Here is a 15104-nt window from a genome sequence, read left to right on the forward strand (position 1 = left end):
GAACGTGCCCCCGCTGGGACTCGAACCCAGACTGAAGCGATTTTAAGTCGCCTGCCTCTGCCATTGGGCTACGGGGGCCGTGACGTCAGCCTATCGCCGCGCCCGGATGCGACGCGGTGCCACAGAGGGTGATCCGGAGTCCGGGGAGGCCGTAGGGTGGGGGAGTGCTCGACCTCATCGACGAACTGAGCCCCGTCCATGGTGCGCCCGCGGTCGCCCCCGAGTGGGAGGACCCGGCCCGCTATTGGCCGCGCCTGTCCGCGGCGACCGGACATCTGTCCGCGCCCGTCGCGGTGATAGATCGAGAGGCCCTCCGTTACAACGCGATGGATCTCCTGGTGCGTGCGGGCGGACTCCCGATCCGCGTGGCATCGAAGTCGGTGCGCGTGCGCTCCGTGCTCGACGCGGTGCTGCGACTCCCGGGATTCCACGGCATCCTCGCGTTCACCCTCGAGGAGGCGCTCTGGCTCGCCGAGACCCACGACGACATCATGCTCGGCTATCCGACCGTCGACCGTGCAGGGCTAGAGCGGCTCTTCGCCGATGAGCAGGCGGCCCAGCGCATCACGTTGATGGTCGACGACCTCGTCCACCTCGATCTGATCGACAGCGTCGCGGGTCCAGCGGCGCGCCCCGAGCTCCGTGTCGCGATCGATGTCGACGCCTCCTGGCGTTCCTCCCTGCTCGGCCACATCGGCGTGCGTCGCTCGGCCCTCTTCAGCGCGGGAGAGGTGGCGGCGTTCGCCCGCAAAGTCGTCGCGCGCCCGGGGTTCCGCCTCGTCGGACTGCAGATGTACGACGCGCAGATCGCGGGACAGGGCGACGACGCCGGTCCCGATGCGCCGCTGATCCGCATGGTGCAGGCGCGTTCGCGCAGCGAGCTGCGCGAACGGAGGGCGGCCATCGTCTCCGCGGTCGGCGCGATCGCTCCTCTCGAGATCCTGAACGGCGGAGGGACCGGGTCGCTCGAGTTCACGGGGAGCGACGAGTCGCTCACCGAGGCGAGTGCGGGCAGCGGGCTTCTCGGCGGCCATCTGTTCGACGGCTACCGCTCGTTCCGTCCGGCTCCGGCATCAGCCTTCGCGTTCGACGTGGTGCGTCGCCCGGCCGTCGATATCGCCACCGTGCTCGGCGGAGGGTGGATCGCCTCCGGTCCGGCTCTTGCCTCGCGTCAACCGCGTGCGGTGTGGCCGGAGGGCCTCCGCACGCTGTCCCGTGAGGCCGCAGGTGAGGTGCAGACGCCTTTGCAGGGCCCCGCAGCAACCGCGCTGGGCGTGGGGGACCGGGTCTGGTTCCGGCATGCCAAGAGCGGGGAGCCGGCCGAACGCATCGAGAGCTACCACCTGGTCTCGGGCGACGACATCATCGACGAGCTGCCGACCTATCGCGGCGAGGGAAAGGCCTTCCTGTGACGAGAATCGGCGGCACCTGGCAGAACTGGGGTCGCTCGGCCGCGGTGCGACCCGTGCGCGTGGAGCGTCCGCGCAGCCCGGAGGGTGTGCAGCGCGCGGTGCTCGCCGCCGTGAAGCACGGACTTGCGGTGAAGGCGGTCGGTGCCGGGCACAGCTTCACCGGGATCGCCGTCGCACCGGGCGTGCTGCTGGAGCTGGACGACCTGCAGGGACTCGTCTCGGCGGATGCCGTGACCGGGCGCGTGACACTGCTCGCGGGCACCAGACTGCACCGCATCCCCGGGCTGCTCGCGCCGTACGGTCTCGCGATGGAGAATCTGGGCGACATCGATCGGCAGTCGATCTCGGGGGCCATCTCCACGGGCACCCATGGCACCGGCGCCGAATACGGCGGCCTCGCGACCCAGGTCGTCGGCGTCACGATGGTCACCGCCGCCGGCGAGTTCCTGCGCATCGACGACGATCACGAGGGCGACCTCCTTCCCGCCGTGGCCCTCGGCCTCGGAGCGCTCGGCATCCTCGTCGACGTGACCCTCCAGTGCGTCCCCGCGTTCGTCATGCACGCGATCGACGAGCCGTTGCCGCTCGACGAGGTGCTCGCGACGCTCGACGAGCGCGTGGCCGGATCCGACCACTTCGAGTTCTACTGGTTCCCGCACACGGACGTGGCGCTGACCAAGCGGCAGACCCGTCTTCCGGAGGCCACGGTGCGCAAGCCGCTCCCCGTGGTCGGACGATGGATCGATGAGACGCTGCTCTCCAACGGCGTCTACCGGGTGGTCTGCGCCGCGGGCCAGGCCGTGCCGGCGATCACACCGTCCTTCAGCCGGCTCGCGGTGAAGCTCACCGGTGATCGTGAGTACACCGAGCTCTCGCATCGCGTGCTCATCCAGAGCAGGACCGTGCGGTTCCGAGAGATGGAGTACGCGATCCCCGCGGAGAATGTCGTCCCGGCGTTTCAGGCGGTGCGAGCGCTCATCGCTCAGCGCGGATGGCGGATCGAGTTCCCGATCGAGGTGCGCTTCGCCGCCGCCGATGATCGCTGGCTGTCGACGGCACACGGGCGGGCGAGCGCCTACGTCGCCGTTCACCGATACTGGCGCGCCGACCCCACGGAGTACTTCGGGGCCGTGGAGGAGATCATGCTCGAATTCGGCGGACGCCCGCACTGGGGCAAACTCCACACGCTCACGGCGGAGACGCTCCGCGAGCGCTACCCGCGATTCGACGACTTCGTCGCGCTGCGCGACCGTCTGGACCCGGAGCGTCGCTTCGCGAACCGCTATCTCGAGCGTGTCCTCGGCGTCTGAGACGGTCGCCAAGTCGGCTTCTGATGCCCAGTCCACGTGCAGACTGCGCGTCTAAGATGAGAGAAACACGAGGAAGGGTGGGCCTCTGATGGAATGGCTCGTGCCGGTACTGATCGTTGTCGGAGTGATCCTGCTCGTCGGCATCTATCTGTGGGCCACGTACAACTCGCTGGTGCAGCTGAACGTCCGCGTCGATGAGGCGTGGAGCGGAATCACGGTGCAGCTCAAGCGACGAGCCGACCTCATCCCCAACCTCATCGAGACGGTGAAGGGGTATGCCTCACACGAGAAGGCCGTCTTCGAGAACGTCACCCGTGCGCGCGCCGAGACCCTGTCAGCCGGTGGCCCCGGCGAGGCGGGCATCGCCGAGGGTCACCTCCAGCAGGCGCTGCGCAGCCTCTTCGCGGTCGCCGAGGCGTACCCACAGCTCCAGGCGAGCACCAACTTCCTCCAGGTACAGCAGGCTCTCGTCGACACGGAAGACAAGATCCAGGCCGCGCGCCGGTTCTACAACGGTGGCGTGCGCGAGCTCAACACCAAGATCAAGGTGTTCCCGAACAACCTGTTCGCCAAGGGACTGGGCTTCTCCGAGCGTGAGTTCTTCGAGGTCGCGGACAGCAGCGCCATCTCCGAACCGCCGCGCGTGCAGTTCTGACGACGCCGCGCACTGACGATTCCGTGCACTGACGATTCCGCGCACTGAGGACTCCGCTCACCAGACCGACAGGTCGATCCCGTCGGCGGTGAACGACACGTCGCCGCGCAGGGTCCACGAGTCCGTCCGGTAGGTGGTCGTGCGGGCTTCGCCGTCCTGGCCGGTCCCGGTGACCGTGGACACGAGCACGCCGCCCTCCGCCGTGAAGCCCGTCGGTGTCAGCGCGATCGTGGGCACGGCGTCGATGCGGTAGCGGATGCCGGTGACCTCGCGGAACTCCGTGCCCCACGGGATGCGGATGCCGCACCCGTCGGGAGCATCGGCGGCGGGCGCGGTACAGGCGTCGAGGCGCTCGTCGAGCTGGGACTGCGCGGCCGCGGTCGCCTCCGGGCGCAACGCGGCCTCGATCGCAGCCGCGGCGTTGTCGCCGGGCAGCACCTGCACGGTGCTGCCGCCGGAGAGCAGCGACGCCGGTGCCGCGGCGATCGCGTAGGTCGCGGGCAGCAGTGCGAGCTTCTCCCGGGCGGGCATCGCGATCTCGCCGATCCCGACGTCGGAGCCGATCGTCGAATCGACGGTCAGGGTGCCGAGCCCTGAGCCGTCGACCGTCCAACGGCCCTCGACAGGAGTCAGCGTCAGCTGTGCCGTGCGCCTCTCATCCTCGAGCAGGAAGGCGATGTCGACGGTGGCGGTGGTCGCGTCCGGGTCCTCTCGCACAGCCGTCACCGCCGCATCCTCGATCAGCGCGGTCGCTGCGGTGAAGGCGTCGAGCGCGGGTGCGGTGACGGCGATCCCGGTCGCCGTCACCGCATCGGCGTCGCCGGACTCCAGGGCGTGCAGATAGTCACGTGCCGCCTGCTCTGGTGTAGGAGGCCGCATCGTCAGCTGCCAGAGCCACAGTCCGGCGGCGATCACGACGACACCCGCGACACCGCCGACCAGCCACCACGCGCGCCTGCTCATGCCGGATGCTCTCGCGCATGGACGTGTCGCCGCACCGACGGGTCGGGCCCGCCGCCCCTCAGCGCCGTATGCAGTGCTTCGGTGGCATCGCCCCAGCCCGACACCGAGACGTGCTCCAGCCCCTGCCACGTCGCGGCGAGCGTCAGCTCCGCCGCAATCCGCTCGGCGTCCCCGGGGCGGGCTTGCGGCTCCCACCATGCGGACTGCACCTGCAATGTGGAGGTGGCACGGTCGGCCTTGAGGTCGACCCGTGCGACGATGCGGTCCCCGACGAGGACCGGCAGCGAGTAGTAGCCGTACCTGCGCTTCTCGGCGGGCACGTAGATCTCGATGCGGTAGTCGAGATCGAACACGCGCAGCGCCCGCTCCCGGAACCACACGACCGGATCGAAAGGGGTCAGCACAGCCGCGGCCTCGATCTTCCGGGGCAGGACGGCATCCCGGTGCCGCCAGGCGGGGAGCGGGCGACCGCCGCGCTCCCATCCGCGCACCTGCACGGACTGCAGCTCGCCCGTGTCGACGAGCTCGGCGATCGATCGGGCGACCGCGGCCCGATCGCGGATCCGGTAGTAGTCGGCGAGATCGGACTGCGTCGCGACGCCGCTGGAGCGGGCCGCACGACGCGTCAACTCGAGGATCGCATCGCTGCGCGAGATCTGCTGCGAGCGGATGTCGTCGGGGATGACGTGTTCGGCCAGCGCATACGTGCGCTCGAAGCCCCTGCGTCCGCTGACGGCCACATCTCCCGTGCGCCAGAGATGCTCGAGTGCGAGCTTCACCTCGTCCCAGTCCCACCATGTTCCGCGCTCCCGTGGCGCGTCGGCGCGGAGGTCGGCGGGGCGGAGAGGGCCGCGGGCGCGCAGCTCGTCCTGCACCCACTGCACCGTCCGCGCGTTGCTGCTCATCCACGAGTCCTCGCCCGCCCACCGTCGCCGGAAGTCCTCCATGCGGAACCGCCAGAGCGGCCAGTCCTCGATCGGGATGAAAGTCGCCTCGTGCGCGAGGTACTCCACATAGTGCGTCGTGCGCGACAGGAAGACCCGGTCGAGGAGCGCGGGCTCGTAGACCCCGAGGCGGGAGAAGAGCGGCAGGTAGTGCGAGCGCGCGAAGACGTTCACCGAGTCGATCTGGAGCACGCCGAGGCGGTCCATCACGCGGTGCACCTGGCGTGCGGACACGGAGCCCGGCCGCGCGCGGGAGAACCCCTGAGCAGCCAGGGCGATACGACGTGCCTGGGTGGGGCTGAGGGTTTCCGTCACGTCGTCAGGCTATCGCCGGGTGCCGACATCGCGCCCGGATGCGGAAGGATGCCGAAGGATGCCGAAGGATGCGTCGAACGGCATACGGCATGACCGTAGACTTGGGCGATGAGCGAGGACCAGCGACACCGGCTGCGAGATCTCTTCCGTCCGCGCCCGGTCTCCACCGACCGCACCGTGACGACCGAGGCCGATGAGGCGGTGCCCCTGCCACTGCGGATCACCGCGGGCTATGCCTGGCGGCTGCTGCTGATCGCCGCGGCGATCGGTGTCTTCATCTGGCTCGTGATGCTGCTCAAGCTCCTGGTCATCCCCTTGATGGTCGGCATCCTCATCACGGCCCTGCTGTGGCCGGCATTCTCCTGGATGCTGCGGCGCGGTCTCCCGCGCTGGCTCGCGATCGCGATCTCGCTGATCGGCACGGCGGCCATCGTGACCGGTCTGCTGTGGCTGGTCGTCTGGCAGGTCCGTGCCCAGCTGCCGGACGTGCAGAAGAGCACGGCCGAGGCTTTCGATCAGTTCCAGGTCTGGCTCCATGAGGGTCCGTTGCATCTGTCCGACTCCCAGATCGCCGACTATCTCCAACAGGGCCTCGACTTCCTCAACGAGCAGACGCAGGCGCTCTGGACGGGCGCGTTGGCCATCGGAACGACCGTGGGACACGTCGCCACCGGCGCGCTGCTGTCGCTGTTCATCCTCATCTGCCTGCTCGCCGACGGTGCCGGCATCTGGCGCTGGACGCTCAAGATCTTCCCGCGCACCTCCCGCCCGGCCGTGGACGGTGCCGCTCGCAACGGCTGGACCACGGTCGTGAACTACGCGCGGACCCAGATGTTCGTGGCGACCATCGACGCCATCGGCATCGGACTCGGCGCCTTCCTCCTCCAGGTGCCCCTCGCGCTCCCGGTCGCCGTGCTGGTGTTCCTCGGCTCGTTCATCCCGATCGTGGGTGCCGTCGTGACCGGCGCCGTCGCCGTCTTCCTCGCTCTCGTCTACAACGGCCCCTGGATCGCTCTGTGGATGCTGGTGGTCGTGCTGGCCGTGCAGCAGATCGAGGGCCACATCCTGCAGCCGATCATGATGGGCTCGGCGGTCAAGGTGCACCCGCTCGCCGTCGTCCTCGTGGTGGCCGGAGGCGCGATGATCGCCGGCATCCCCGGAGCCCTCTTCGCCGTACCGCTGGCGGCGTTCGTGAACGTCGCGGCAGTGACCATCAGCTCGGGATCCTGGCGCACCGGCGCCGGGCCGAGCGGAGACCTAATCTGGAGCACAGTTCCGCGCGAGCGGAGACGGAGGAATCGATGAGCGCAGTCCCCAGCCTGACCGAGTTCGAGCACGCAGCTCAGAGTCTGGCTGAGGTGATTTCGCACACGCCGACGCTGCCGTCGCGAGCCCTCTCCGACATTCTCGGGGCTCCCGTCGTGCTGAAGATGGAGAATCTTCAGCGCACGGGATCCTTCAAGATCAGAGGAGCGGCCTACCGGCTGTCGAAGCTGAGCGCCGAGGAGCGTTCCCGCGGCGTCGTCGCCGCGTCCGCCGGCAACCACGCGCAGGGTGTGGCTCTGGCGGCGCAGGCACTCGGCATCCCCGCCACGATCTTCATGCCGCTGGGGGTGCCGGTCCCCAAGCTGCTCGCCACGCGCGGCTACGGTGCGGAGGTCGTGCTGGAAGGGGAGACGGTGGCGACCTCGCTGCGTCTCGCGGCCGAGTTCTCCGAGCGCACCGGCGCCGTGCTGATCCATCCCTTCGATCACCGCGACGTCGTCATCGGGCAGGGGACACTCGGCCTCGAGCTCCTGGAGGACGCTCCCGACGTCGACACGGTCGTGCTCGGCATCGGCGGTGGCGGCCTCATCGCGGGCGTCGCGGCGGCCGTCAAGGCGCGCGCCGCCGAACTCGGACGCACCGTCCGCATCATCGGCGTGCAGGCGGAGAACGCCGCGGCGATGCCGCCGTCGCTCGCAGCCGGTGAGCCGGTCGACATCGTCACGCGTCCGACCATCGCCGACGGCATCCTGGTGGCGCGCCCCGGCGCCATCCCCTTCGACATCATCAAGGATCTCGTCGACGAGGTCGTCACCGTCTCGGACGACGACCTGGCGCGGGCGATCCTCATCCTCCTGGAGCAGGCGAAGGTCGTCGTGGAACCCGCCGGTGCTGCCGGTGTGGCCGCGATCCTCTCCGGCAAGGTCTCGGCATCGGGAACGACGATGGCCGTGCTGTCGGGCGGCAACATCGATCCGCTCCTGCTGCAGCGCGTGGTCTCGCACGGGCTCGCGGCGTCCGGCCGCTATCTCACGATCCGCATCCCGCTGCCCGATCGTCCCGGTCAGCTGGCGCGCGTGTCCGAGCTCATCGCCGAGGCCGGTGCGAACGTGATCGAGGCGATGCACACCCGGCACGGTCACGGGCTCCAGATCAGCGAGGTCATCCTCGAACTCAGCGTCGAGACGCGTGGTCCGGAGCACTCGGAGCACACGCTCGATACGCTGCGCCGCGCCGGCTTCGAGCCCATCCTCGTCCCGGATTGATCGGCACACCTCGTGCAGACGAGAGCGCCCCGGCATCCGTGTGGATGCCGGGGCGTTCTGCGCTGCGGGCGACTAGCCCGTGTAGGTCTCGACCTTGACGATCTCGACGCTGATCGAGCGGCCGTTGGGGGCCTCGTACGACGACTTCTCGCCGACCTTGAGGCCGAGGATGGCCTGGCCGAGCGGGCTGGCCTCGCTGTAGACGTCGAGATCGCTGCCGGCAGCGATCTCGCGGCTGCCCAGGAGGAAGACCTCTTCGCCACCGGCGACGACGGCGGTGACCACGGTTCCGGGCTCGACGATGCCCCGGCTGGCCGGAGCCTCGCCGACCTTGGCCGTCTTCAGCAGGCCCTCGAGCGTGCGGATGCGCGCCTCCTGCTTGCCCTGCTCGTCCTTCGCGGCGTGATATCCGCCGTTCTCCTTGAGGTCGCCCTCTTCGCGAGCCGCCTCGATGCGCTTGGCGATCTCGTCGCGGCCGAAGGTGGACAGGTGCTCCAGCTCGGCGACGAGCCGGTCATACGCTTCCTGCGTGAGGAAGGGAACCTGAGCATCGGTGGACATGACGAAGCTCCTTCTTTCGGGATCCCTCCGGCATGCTGCGGGGGATATGCCAAGACGCCCCGGCACGGTGCCGGGGCGTCGTCTTGTCTGGCACGAGTCTAGGCGACCCAGCAGGTGTTCACCAAACCTGTCGTCGCCGCGGCGACCGTCGGGATGGAGACCGAACGGGCCTGTGAGTGGCTCTCTCCGGCCTCGATCTCGACGATCTTCCAGCCGACGACTCCGAACTCCTCGTCGAGCGCTTCCACGGCGCACACGACGTCCTTGCCCTGCACCCCGGTGACCTGGAATGTGATGTTCACGGAGTGCTCGTCGACGAGCTCGAAGCCCAGATCATCCGCATCGACCGATGCCATCGACTGGGCGACGGTCATCCAGCTGAAGGCGCCGACGAGGAGGAGCGCGACGGCGCCGCCGATGATCCACGGCATCCGGCGCCGTCGGGTTCGGCCATAGCGTTCGTCGAGCTGTTGCGCGGTCGTCACAGGTGGGTCTTCCCGGTCGTTAGGCTGGTGTTACCAGGTTATGCGACCTGCGTACGAAAGGTCGATTCATGCTCGCTCTGACCGAGACCCCGATGCCGACGCCCAGCATGACGGTCGATCCGGTCTCCGTGACCCCGGGGTTCGTCGGTTTCGCTGTGATCGTCGTCATCGTGATCGCGGTCATCCTGCTGATCTGGGACATGAACCGCCGCATCCGCCGAGTCCGGTACCGCGAAGAGGTGCGCGAAGAGCTCGACGCCGAGGAGGCCGCGCGCGCCGAGGGAGACGCGGCCGCTCCTGGGACGAGTGCGCCGACGTCCGACGGCACGGGCGCTTCCGACGACGACACCCCTGCGCGCTGACGGGTCGTTACGGCGCGCCCAGGGAGGGCGACAGCGGTGCCAGAGCGATGAGCAGGCATGCCGTCCAGTGGCACAGGAACGCGAGCACCGTGCACACGTGGAAGATCTCGTGGAACCCGAAGTGGCCCGGCCACGGGTTCGGCTTCTTGAGGGCGTAGACGATGGCGCCTCCCGTGTAGAGGAGCCCGCCGACGATCACCAGCACCATCATCGCGAAGTTCGCGTTCATGAGGTCGACGATGTACATCACGGCCGCCCAGCCGAGAAGCAGATAGAGCGCGACGTACAGCCAGCGTGGCGCGTGGATCCAGAACACGCGGAAGAGGATGCCCACCAGTGTGCCTCCCCAGACCAGGCACAGGAGCAGCACGCCCTTCTCCGGAGGGAGTGCCAGGACGGCCAGGGGTGTGTACGTGCCGGCGATGAGCAGCAGGATGTTGGCGTGGTCGATGCGCTTGAGCAGCACCCGCACCTTCGGCTGCCAGTCGAAGCGGTGGTAGAGCGCGGAATTGCCGAAGAGCAGCATCGACGTGAGCATGAACACCGCGGAAGCCCATTTCGCCGCGGCGCCTTCGGCGGCGACGATCAGCACGACGCCGGCGATGATCGCCACAGGGAACGTGCCCGCGTGGATCCAGCCCCGCCAGGTCGGCTTGATGTCGACCGCAGCGTCCGCCGCCGCAGCCTCGAGCAGCGGCAGCTGGGGAACGTCGGGACCGGAGGGCTCGGGAGTGCTCACGTGCTCACTCTAAGCGGATGCGCATACCGCGTGAGGCACATATCTCAGCGTCCGCACAAGGCGGCGGAAGGTGCGACAGGGTAGCGTGGGTGGGTGATGTCACGCGAGAGCCAGGGGCGAGGGCCGCTGTATCGGCTCTACACGAACCGGCTGCGTCGCCACCTCGATCCCGCGTCCGTGCCGCATCACGTCGCGATGATGATCGACGGCAACCGTCGTTGGGCACGCCAGCTCGGACTCGACACCCCGGCGGAGGGACACCGCGCGGGTGCGGCGAAGATGCGCGAGTTCCTGGGCTGGTGCGATGAGCTCGGCGTTCGAGTGGTGTCGCTGTATCTCCTCTCCAGCGACAACCTCCGAAAGCGCGACTCCGGCGAGCTGGCCGACCTCATCGAGATCATCGCCGAGCTCGCCGAGGCGCTGTCGCAGGAGAGCAACTGGCGGGTCAAGCATGTCGGCCGCTCCGACATCCTGCCCACCGAGCTCGCCCGCGTGCTCGCCGACGCCGAGGAGCGGACGAAGGACCATACCGGGCTGCACGTGAACCTCGCCGTCGGCTACGGCGGACGCAACGAGATCGTCGACGCCGTGCGGAGCATCATCACCAAGCACGAAGCGTCCGGCGGCACGATGGAGGATCTCGCCGCGCACCTCACCCCCGAGATGATCGGGGAGCATCTCTACACCGGCGGGCAGCCCGATCCCGACCTCGTGATCCGCACGAGCGGCGAGCAGCGGCTCAGCGATTTCCTGCTCTGGCAGAGCGCCCACAGCGAGTTCTACTTCGTGGAGGCGCTGGGTCCCGACCTCCGCCAGGTGGACTTCCTCCGGGCGATCCGCGACTACGCCGACCGAGACCGACGCTTCGGCCGCTGAGTGGACACCTGGCGCGTGCGGCGCCGTGCCACAATGACGAAGTGAGCACTTTCCAGGACTATGTCGACACGTTCGACAACGAGTCCGGCTATCTGAACTGGGCGGCCTTCGGGCCGCTGTCGCCGTCCGTCCGCGAAGAGGTCTTCGCCGACGCGGATCTTCTGGGCAGCGGACGGCCCTCCTCCCTCTCCCTCGTCGCGGAGCGCATCGGTCAGGCGCAGGAGCTCGTGGCGGAGATGCTCGGCGCGGAAGCCGATGACGTCACGCTGCAGCCGTCATCGACGAACGGCCTCATGCATGCGCTGTTCGGACTCTCCGGCGCGGTGATCGCGAGCACCGCCGAGTTCCCGAGCGTGAGCCTCACCGTGGAGCGGGCAGCCGCGGCATCCGACCGCGCGGTGACGCCGCGCTGGATCACACCCGACGACGGGCGGGTCACACCGGACGCGGTGATCGAGGTGCTCGACGACGAGGTCGTCGCGCTGGCCGTGAGTCACGTGGACTTCCGCACCGGGTATCGCGCGGACCTCGCCGCGTTGCGCGAGGCGATCGGCCCCGATCGTCTGCTCATCGTCGACACCGTGCAGTCGTTCGGAGTGGTCGACGTCGACTACACGGCCGCGGACGTCGTCGTCGGACACGGCTACAAGTGGCTGCGCGCGGGGCGAGGCAGCGCATTCGCCTGGTTCTCGCCGCGGGCGAGGGAGCGGATCTCCCCGGTGCTCTCGGGGATCACCGGGACGACGGCCACCGACCTGTTCGTCGATGAGCTGCCGGCGCCCGCCCCCTCGGCCAGAGCATTCACCATCAGCCAGCCCGACACCCTCGCCGCCGGTCGGCTCGCGATCGGAGTCCGCGATATGCGCGATGCCGGTGTGGCCGCGATCGAGGAACGGCTCGCCGAACACGTCGACACCGTGATCGAGATCGCCGACCGACACGGCATCGAGGTGAGCTCCCCGCGCGAGCGCACGCAGCGCGCCGGCATCGTGGCTCTCGCGCCGGAGGAGCCTGCACGCCTCGCCGCCGCGCTCGCCAACGCCGGGATCGTCGTGACGGCGCGTGGCTCCTCGGTGCGGATCGCTCCGCACGCGGGGACGGATGCGGCGACCTTCGCTCTTCTCGATGACGCCTTGCACACGTTCGGCAACGAGACGTTCATCAGCGTGTAACGAATCGATGGCGTGTCGAATGCGCGTTAATCCCTCACGCGGTCGTACGTTCTAGGCATCGGGCAAGGCGCCCGTTCGGGTCGGCCTCAGGTTCGCGACTCGTGACCCCCTGGTCGACTTGTTCGAATAGCCGGGATTCCCCGGGTCGGGAGTGGGTCGTGACCACACGTACAGCGCAGCAGGCCACCAGCACCGCGCAGCAGTCCACCCGTAAGACGACGAGGCGAGCATCATCCGCCGATCCGGATCAGGATCTGCGCACGTATGTCCTCGACACCTCGGTGCTGTTGAGCGATCCGCAGGCGTTCTTCCGATTCGCGGAGCACTCGGTCGTCCTCCCCGTCGTCGTGATCACGGAACTCGAGGGCAAACGACACGACCCGGAGATCGGCTACTTCGCGCGGCAGGCACTCCGCCACCTCGACGACCTGCGGATCGAGCACGGTCGGCTGGACTTTCCCGTGGAGGTCGGCGAGGGCGGGACACTGCGGGTCGAGCTTGCGAACACCGACTCCTCGGTGCTGCCCGCCGGCATCCGGCTCAGCGACAACGACACCCGCATCCTCTCGGTCGCCATGCACCTCTCCCAGGACGGCCAGGACGTCACGATCGTCTCGAAGGACCTGCCCATGCGCGTCAAGGCTGCGTCGCTCGGGCTGCGCGCCGAGGAGTACCTCGCCGAGCAGGCCGTGGACTCCGGGTGGACCGGCATCTCGACACTCGACCTCTCCGGCGACGACATCAGCGACCTGTACGAGAGCGAGGTCGGGCTCAGCGAGCAGGCTCGTGGCCTTCCGGTGAACACCGGCCTGATCATCCACTCCGAGCGCGGATCGGCCCTCGGGCGGGTCACGGGCGATGGTGAGTACCGACTGGTGCGTGGAGACCGCGACATCTTCGGGATGCACGGCCGTTCGGCGGAGCAGCGCATCGCGATCGACCTGCTGCTCGACCAGGAAGTCGGGATCGTGTCGCTCGGCGGCCGCGCCGGAACGGGCAAGTCGGCGCTCGCACTGTGCGCCGGGCTCGAGGCGGTGCTGGAGCGGCAGCAGCAGAAGAAGATCATCGTGTTCCGGCCGCTCTTCGCGGTCGGCGGACAGGAGCTCGGCTACCTTCCCGGCGACCAGGGCGAGAAGATGGGACCCTGGGGCCAGGCGGTGTTCGACACTCTGGGTTCGGTCGTCTCCGGCAACGTGATCGAAGAGGTCATCGAGCGCGGCCTGCTCGAGGTGCTGCCGCTGACCCACATCCGCGGGCGCTCCCTCCACGATGCTTTCGTGATCGTCGACGAGGCCCAGTCACTCGAGCGCAACGTGCTCCTGACGGTGCTGAGCCGCATGGGGCAGAACTCGCGCGTGATCCTCACGCATGACGTCGGCCAGCGCGACAACCTCCGCGTGGGCCGTCATGACGGGATCGCGAGCGTGATCGAGACGCTGAAGGGACACGACCTCTTCGGACATGTGACCCTGACGCGTTCCGAGCGCTCGGCGATCGCAGCCCTCGTCACCGAGCTCCTGGAGGGTGGAGAGCTCAGCTGACGACGGACGACAGCGGATGCCGCATGGACGCATGTCCGCGGCATCCGCTGCTTCGTGTGCGGGCCCGCTCACAGCGGGCTGGGTGCGCGAGGCGGCTCAGTGTCCTCGGCCTCAGGTAGCCCCGCAGATGTATGCCGACACGCCAAATGCCGGACTTTGAGGGAGAGTTGTGCCGACATCTGGCGTGTCGGCCCCCACATTGGGGCTTCACGCGTGCTCGTGCGCACGGACGATCGCCGCGACGATCGCCGCCTGCACCGTCGGCCAGTCGTGGATCACCTGGGCGTAGTCGAAGCGCAGGGTCTCGAACCCTCGTCGGGAAGCGGAAGCATCTCTCGCGAGATCCTTGTGCCGTTCCTTCGCGCCCTCATGATTCTGCTTTCCATCGATCTCGAGGATCAGGCGTCCGTCGATCACGAAGTCGACGCGTCCGACGCCATCGACGACGACCTGAGACTCGAGGAGGATGCCGAGGACGTGCAACCGCATTCGGATCAGGGATTCGAGGCCGCTGTCGGGGTCCGGTCGGGCGATGTCGACCAGCCATCGTGCGTACGCAGGAAGTGCAGTGCGGATCCGCAGGCGGGCAGCGGGCGTGAGCAGACGAAGTTTCCACGCCGACTCGTAGGACGCGAAGAAGGCCTCGTCGCCCTGGCACCGATGGAGGTGGATCAGGGCGGTCTCGACGTGAGCGATGCCCAGGCCGGCGCTACCGCGGAAGTAGTGGCTGACGCACTGGCACCCGGCGTGCTCATGCACGCGAGCGCGCCTTCCGACCCAGACATGGGGCGCGGACTCCTCGGCGAGCACCCATACGCCGTGCAGGCGAAGCGCTTCGCCGCAGGTCAGGGAGCCCCCGTGCAAGGCCGCCCGGCGCAGGTGCGGCTGAAGGGCGGGCGACGCGAAGACGCCAGGGCGGACCCTGTCTATGGTCTTGTTGCGGACTGCCTTGGCGAGTTCAGGGCGAGTGACTCCGCAGCGTTGCAACTCGGTGCCGCGGGCCAGGCCGCCGAGCCGGATGAGAAGCGAGGAAGGATCGAGCACGCTCTCAGCATGGGCCGTGTCCAGCAGTCAGAGACGGCCGGCGAGCGTGATTGTGTACCCCGTTGTCATGCGCAGCTCCTGGGGAGGAGAAGTCGTCCCGCCAAATGCCCCGCCGACACGCCAGATGTCGGACCCGTCGGCCGGGCGAGTCCGACATCTGGCGTGTCGGCCAACGCATGGTGAGGGGCGGTGAG

15 protein-coding genes and 1 tRNA gene are annotated in these 15104 nt (G+C 68.7%); 9 read left to right on the forward strand and 7 right to left on the reverse strand.

Features of this window, described 5'->3' with window-relative positions; genetic code table 11:
• Positions 1 to 5: 5 nt before the first annotated feature.
• A tRNA-Leu gene (locus CQ042_RS07250) sits at positions 6 to 78 on the reverse strand.
• Positions 79 to 164: 86 nt separating this feature from the next.
• On the opposite strand from CQ042_RS07250, the gene CQ042_RS07255 reads away from it, so the two are divergent.
• The 3 genes from CQ042_RS07255 (at position 165) to CQ042_RS07265 (ending at position 3377) form a co-directional block, all read left to right on the forward strand.
• Positions 165 to 1412: an alanine racemase gene (locus tag CQ042_RS07255; RefSeq protein ID WP_105669799.1), complete on the forward strand. Its 1248-nt coding sequence runs from the start codon at positions 165 to 167 to the stop codon at positions 1410 to 1412.
• Positions 1409 to 2722, forward strand: a complete 1314-nt coding sequence (locus CQ042_RS07260; RefSeq protein WP_105669800.1) for a D-arabinono-1,4-lactone oxidase — start codon at positions 1409 to 1411, stop codon at positions 2720 to 2722. The genes CQ042_RS07255 and CQ042_RS07260 overlap by 4 nt, the downstream gene beginning before the upstream one ends.
• 88 nt (positions 2723 to 2810) lie before the next feature.
• The gene (locus CQ042_RS07265; RefSeq protein ID WP_021199536.1) at positions 2811 to 3377 is read left to right on the forward strand and encodes a LemA family protein; all 567 of its coding nucleotides are present in this window, start codon (positions 2811 to 2813) and stop codon (positions 3375 to 3377) included.
• Between the two features lie 57 nt (positions 3378 to 3434).
• On the opposite strand, the gene CQ042_RS07270 is transcribed toward CQ042_RS07265, so the two are convergent.
• Positions 3435 to 4340 carry a hypothetical protein gene (locus CQ042_RS07270; RefSeq protein WP_105669801.1) on the reverse strand — a complete coding sequence of 302 codons (906 nt, stop codon included), beginning with the start codon at positions 4338 to 4340 and terminating at the stop codon, positions 3435 to 3437.
• On the reverse strand, positions 4337 to 5599 hold the full coding sequence (locus CQ042_RS07275) for a winged helix-turn-helix domain-containing protein (RefSeq protein ID WP_105669802.1): 1263 nt from the start codon (positions 5597 to 5599) through the stop codon (positions 4337 to 4339). Before CQ042_RS07275 ends, CQ042_RS07270 begins: the two co-directional genes overlap by 4 nt.
• Positions 5600 to 5707: 108 nt before the next feature.
• Between CQ042_RS07275 and CQ042_RS07280 the strand changes: the two genes are divergently transcribed.
• On the forward strand, positions 5708 to 6904 hold the full coding sequence (locus tag CQ042_RS07280; RefSeq protein WP_105669803.1) for an AI-2E family transporter: 1197 nt from the start codon (positions 5708 to 5710) through the stop codon (positions 6902 to 6904).
• On the forward strand, positions 6901 to 8130 hold the full coding sequence (gene ilvA / locus CQ042_RS07285; RefSeq protein ID WP_105669804.1) for a threonine ammonia-lyase: 1230 nt from the start codon (positions 6901 to 6903) through the stop codon (positions 8128 to 8130). Before CQ042_RS07280 ends, ilvA begins: the two co-directional genes overlap by 4 nt.
• 72 nt (positions 8131 to 8202) lie before the next feature.
• Here ilvA and greA read toward each other — a convergent pair whose 3' ends face one another.
• Positions 8203 to 8691 carry a transcription elongation factor GreA gene (gene greA / locus CQ042_RS07290; RefSeq protein ID WP_105669805.1) on the reverse strand — a complete coding sequence of 163 codons (489 nt, stop codon included), beginning with the start codon at positions 8689 to 8691 and terminating at the stop codon, positions 8203 to 8205.
• 98 nt (positions 8692 to 8789) lie between these two features.
• Positions 8790 to 9176 (reverse strand): DUF4307 domain-containing protein, encoded by a 387-nt coding sequence (locus CQ042_RS07295; protein WP_105669806.1) that lies wholly within the window; start codon positions 9174 to 9176, stop codon positions 8790 to 8792.
• Between the two features lie 68 nt (positions 9177 to 9244).
• Here CQ042_RS07295 and CQ042_RS07300 point away from each other — a divergent pair, with 68 nt between their 5' ends.
• On the forward strand, positions 9245 to 9538 hold the full coding sequence (locus tag CQ042_RS07300; RefSeq protein WP_105669807.1) for a hypothetical protein: 294 nt from the start codon (positions 9245 to 9247) through the stop codon (positions 9536 to 9538).
• A gap of 7 nt (positions 9539 to 9545) precedes the next feature.
• Here the strand turns inward: CQ042_RS07300 and CQ042_RS07305 are convergent, their stop codons facing one another.
• Positions 9546 to 10277, reverse strand: a complete 732-nt coding sequence (locus CQ042_RS07305; protein ID WP_105669808.1) for a hemolysin III family protein — start codon at positions 10275 to 10277, stop codon at positions 9546 to 9548.
• A gap of 96 nt (positions 10278 to 10373) precedes the next feature.
• On the opposite strand from CQ042_RS07305, the gene CQ042_RS07310 reads away from it, so the two are divergent.
• From CQ042_RS07310 to CQ042_RS07320, 3 genes are all read left to right on the forward strand, one after another.
• Positions 10374 to 11153: an isoprenyl transferase gene (locus CQ042_RS07310; protein ID WP_105669809.1), complete on the forward strand. Its 780-nt coding sequence runs from the start codon at positions 10374 to 10376 to the stop codon at positions 11151 to 11153.
• Between the two features lie 41 nt (positions 11154 to 11194).
• Complete coding sequence (locus tag CQ042_RS07315) at positions 11195 to 12325, forward strand: aminotransferase class V-fold PLP-dependent enzyme (RefSeq protein WP_105669810.1); 1131 nt, start codon at positions 11195 to 11197, stop codon at positions 12323 to 12325.
• 158 nt (positions 12326 to 12483) lie between these two features.
• Complete coding sequence (locus CQ042_RS07320) at positions 12484 to 13866, forward strand: PhoH family protein (RefSeq protein ID WP_105669811.1); 1383 nt, start codon at positions 12484 to 12486, stop codon at positions 13864 to 13866.
• A 207-nt stretch (positions 13867 to 14073) separates the two neighbouring features.
• Here the strand turns inward: CQ042_RS07320 and CQ042_RS07325 are convergent, their stop codons facing one another.
• Entirely contained in the window at positions 14074 to 14910 is an 837-nt protein-coding gene (locus CQ042_RS07325) for a DUF559 domain-containing protein (protein WP_105669812.1), read from the reverse strand.
• Positions 14911 to 15104: the final 194 nt, after the last annotated feature.

It is taken from the genome of Microbacterium sp. MYb62 (assembly GCF_002979475.1).
GTDB lineage: Bacteria > Actinomycetota > Actinomycetes > Actinomycetales > Microbacteriaceae > Microbacterium.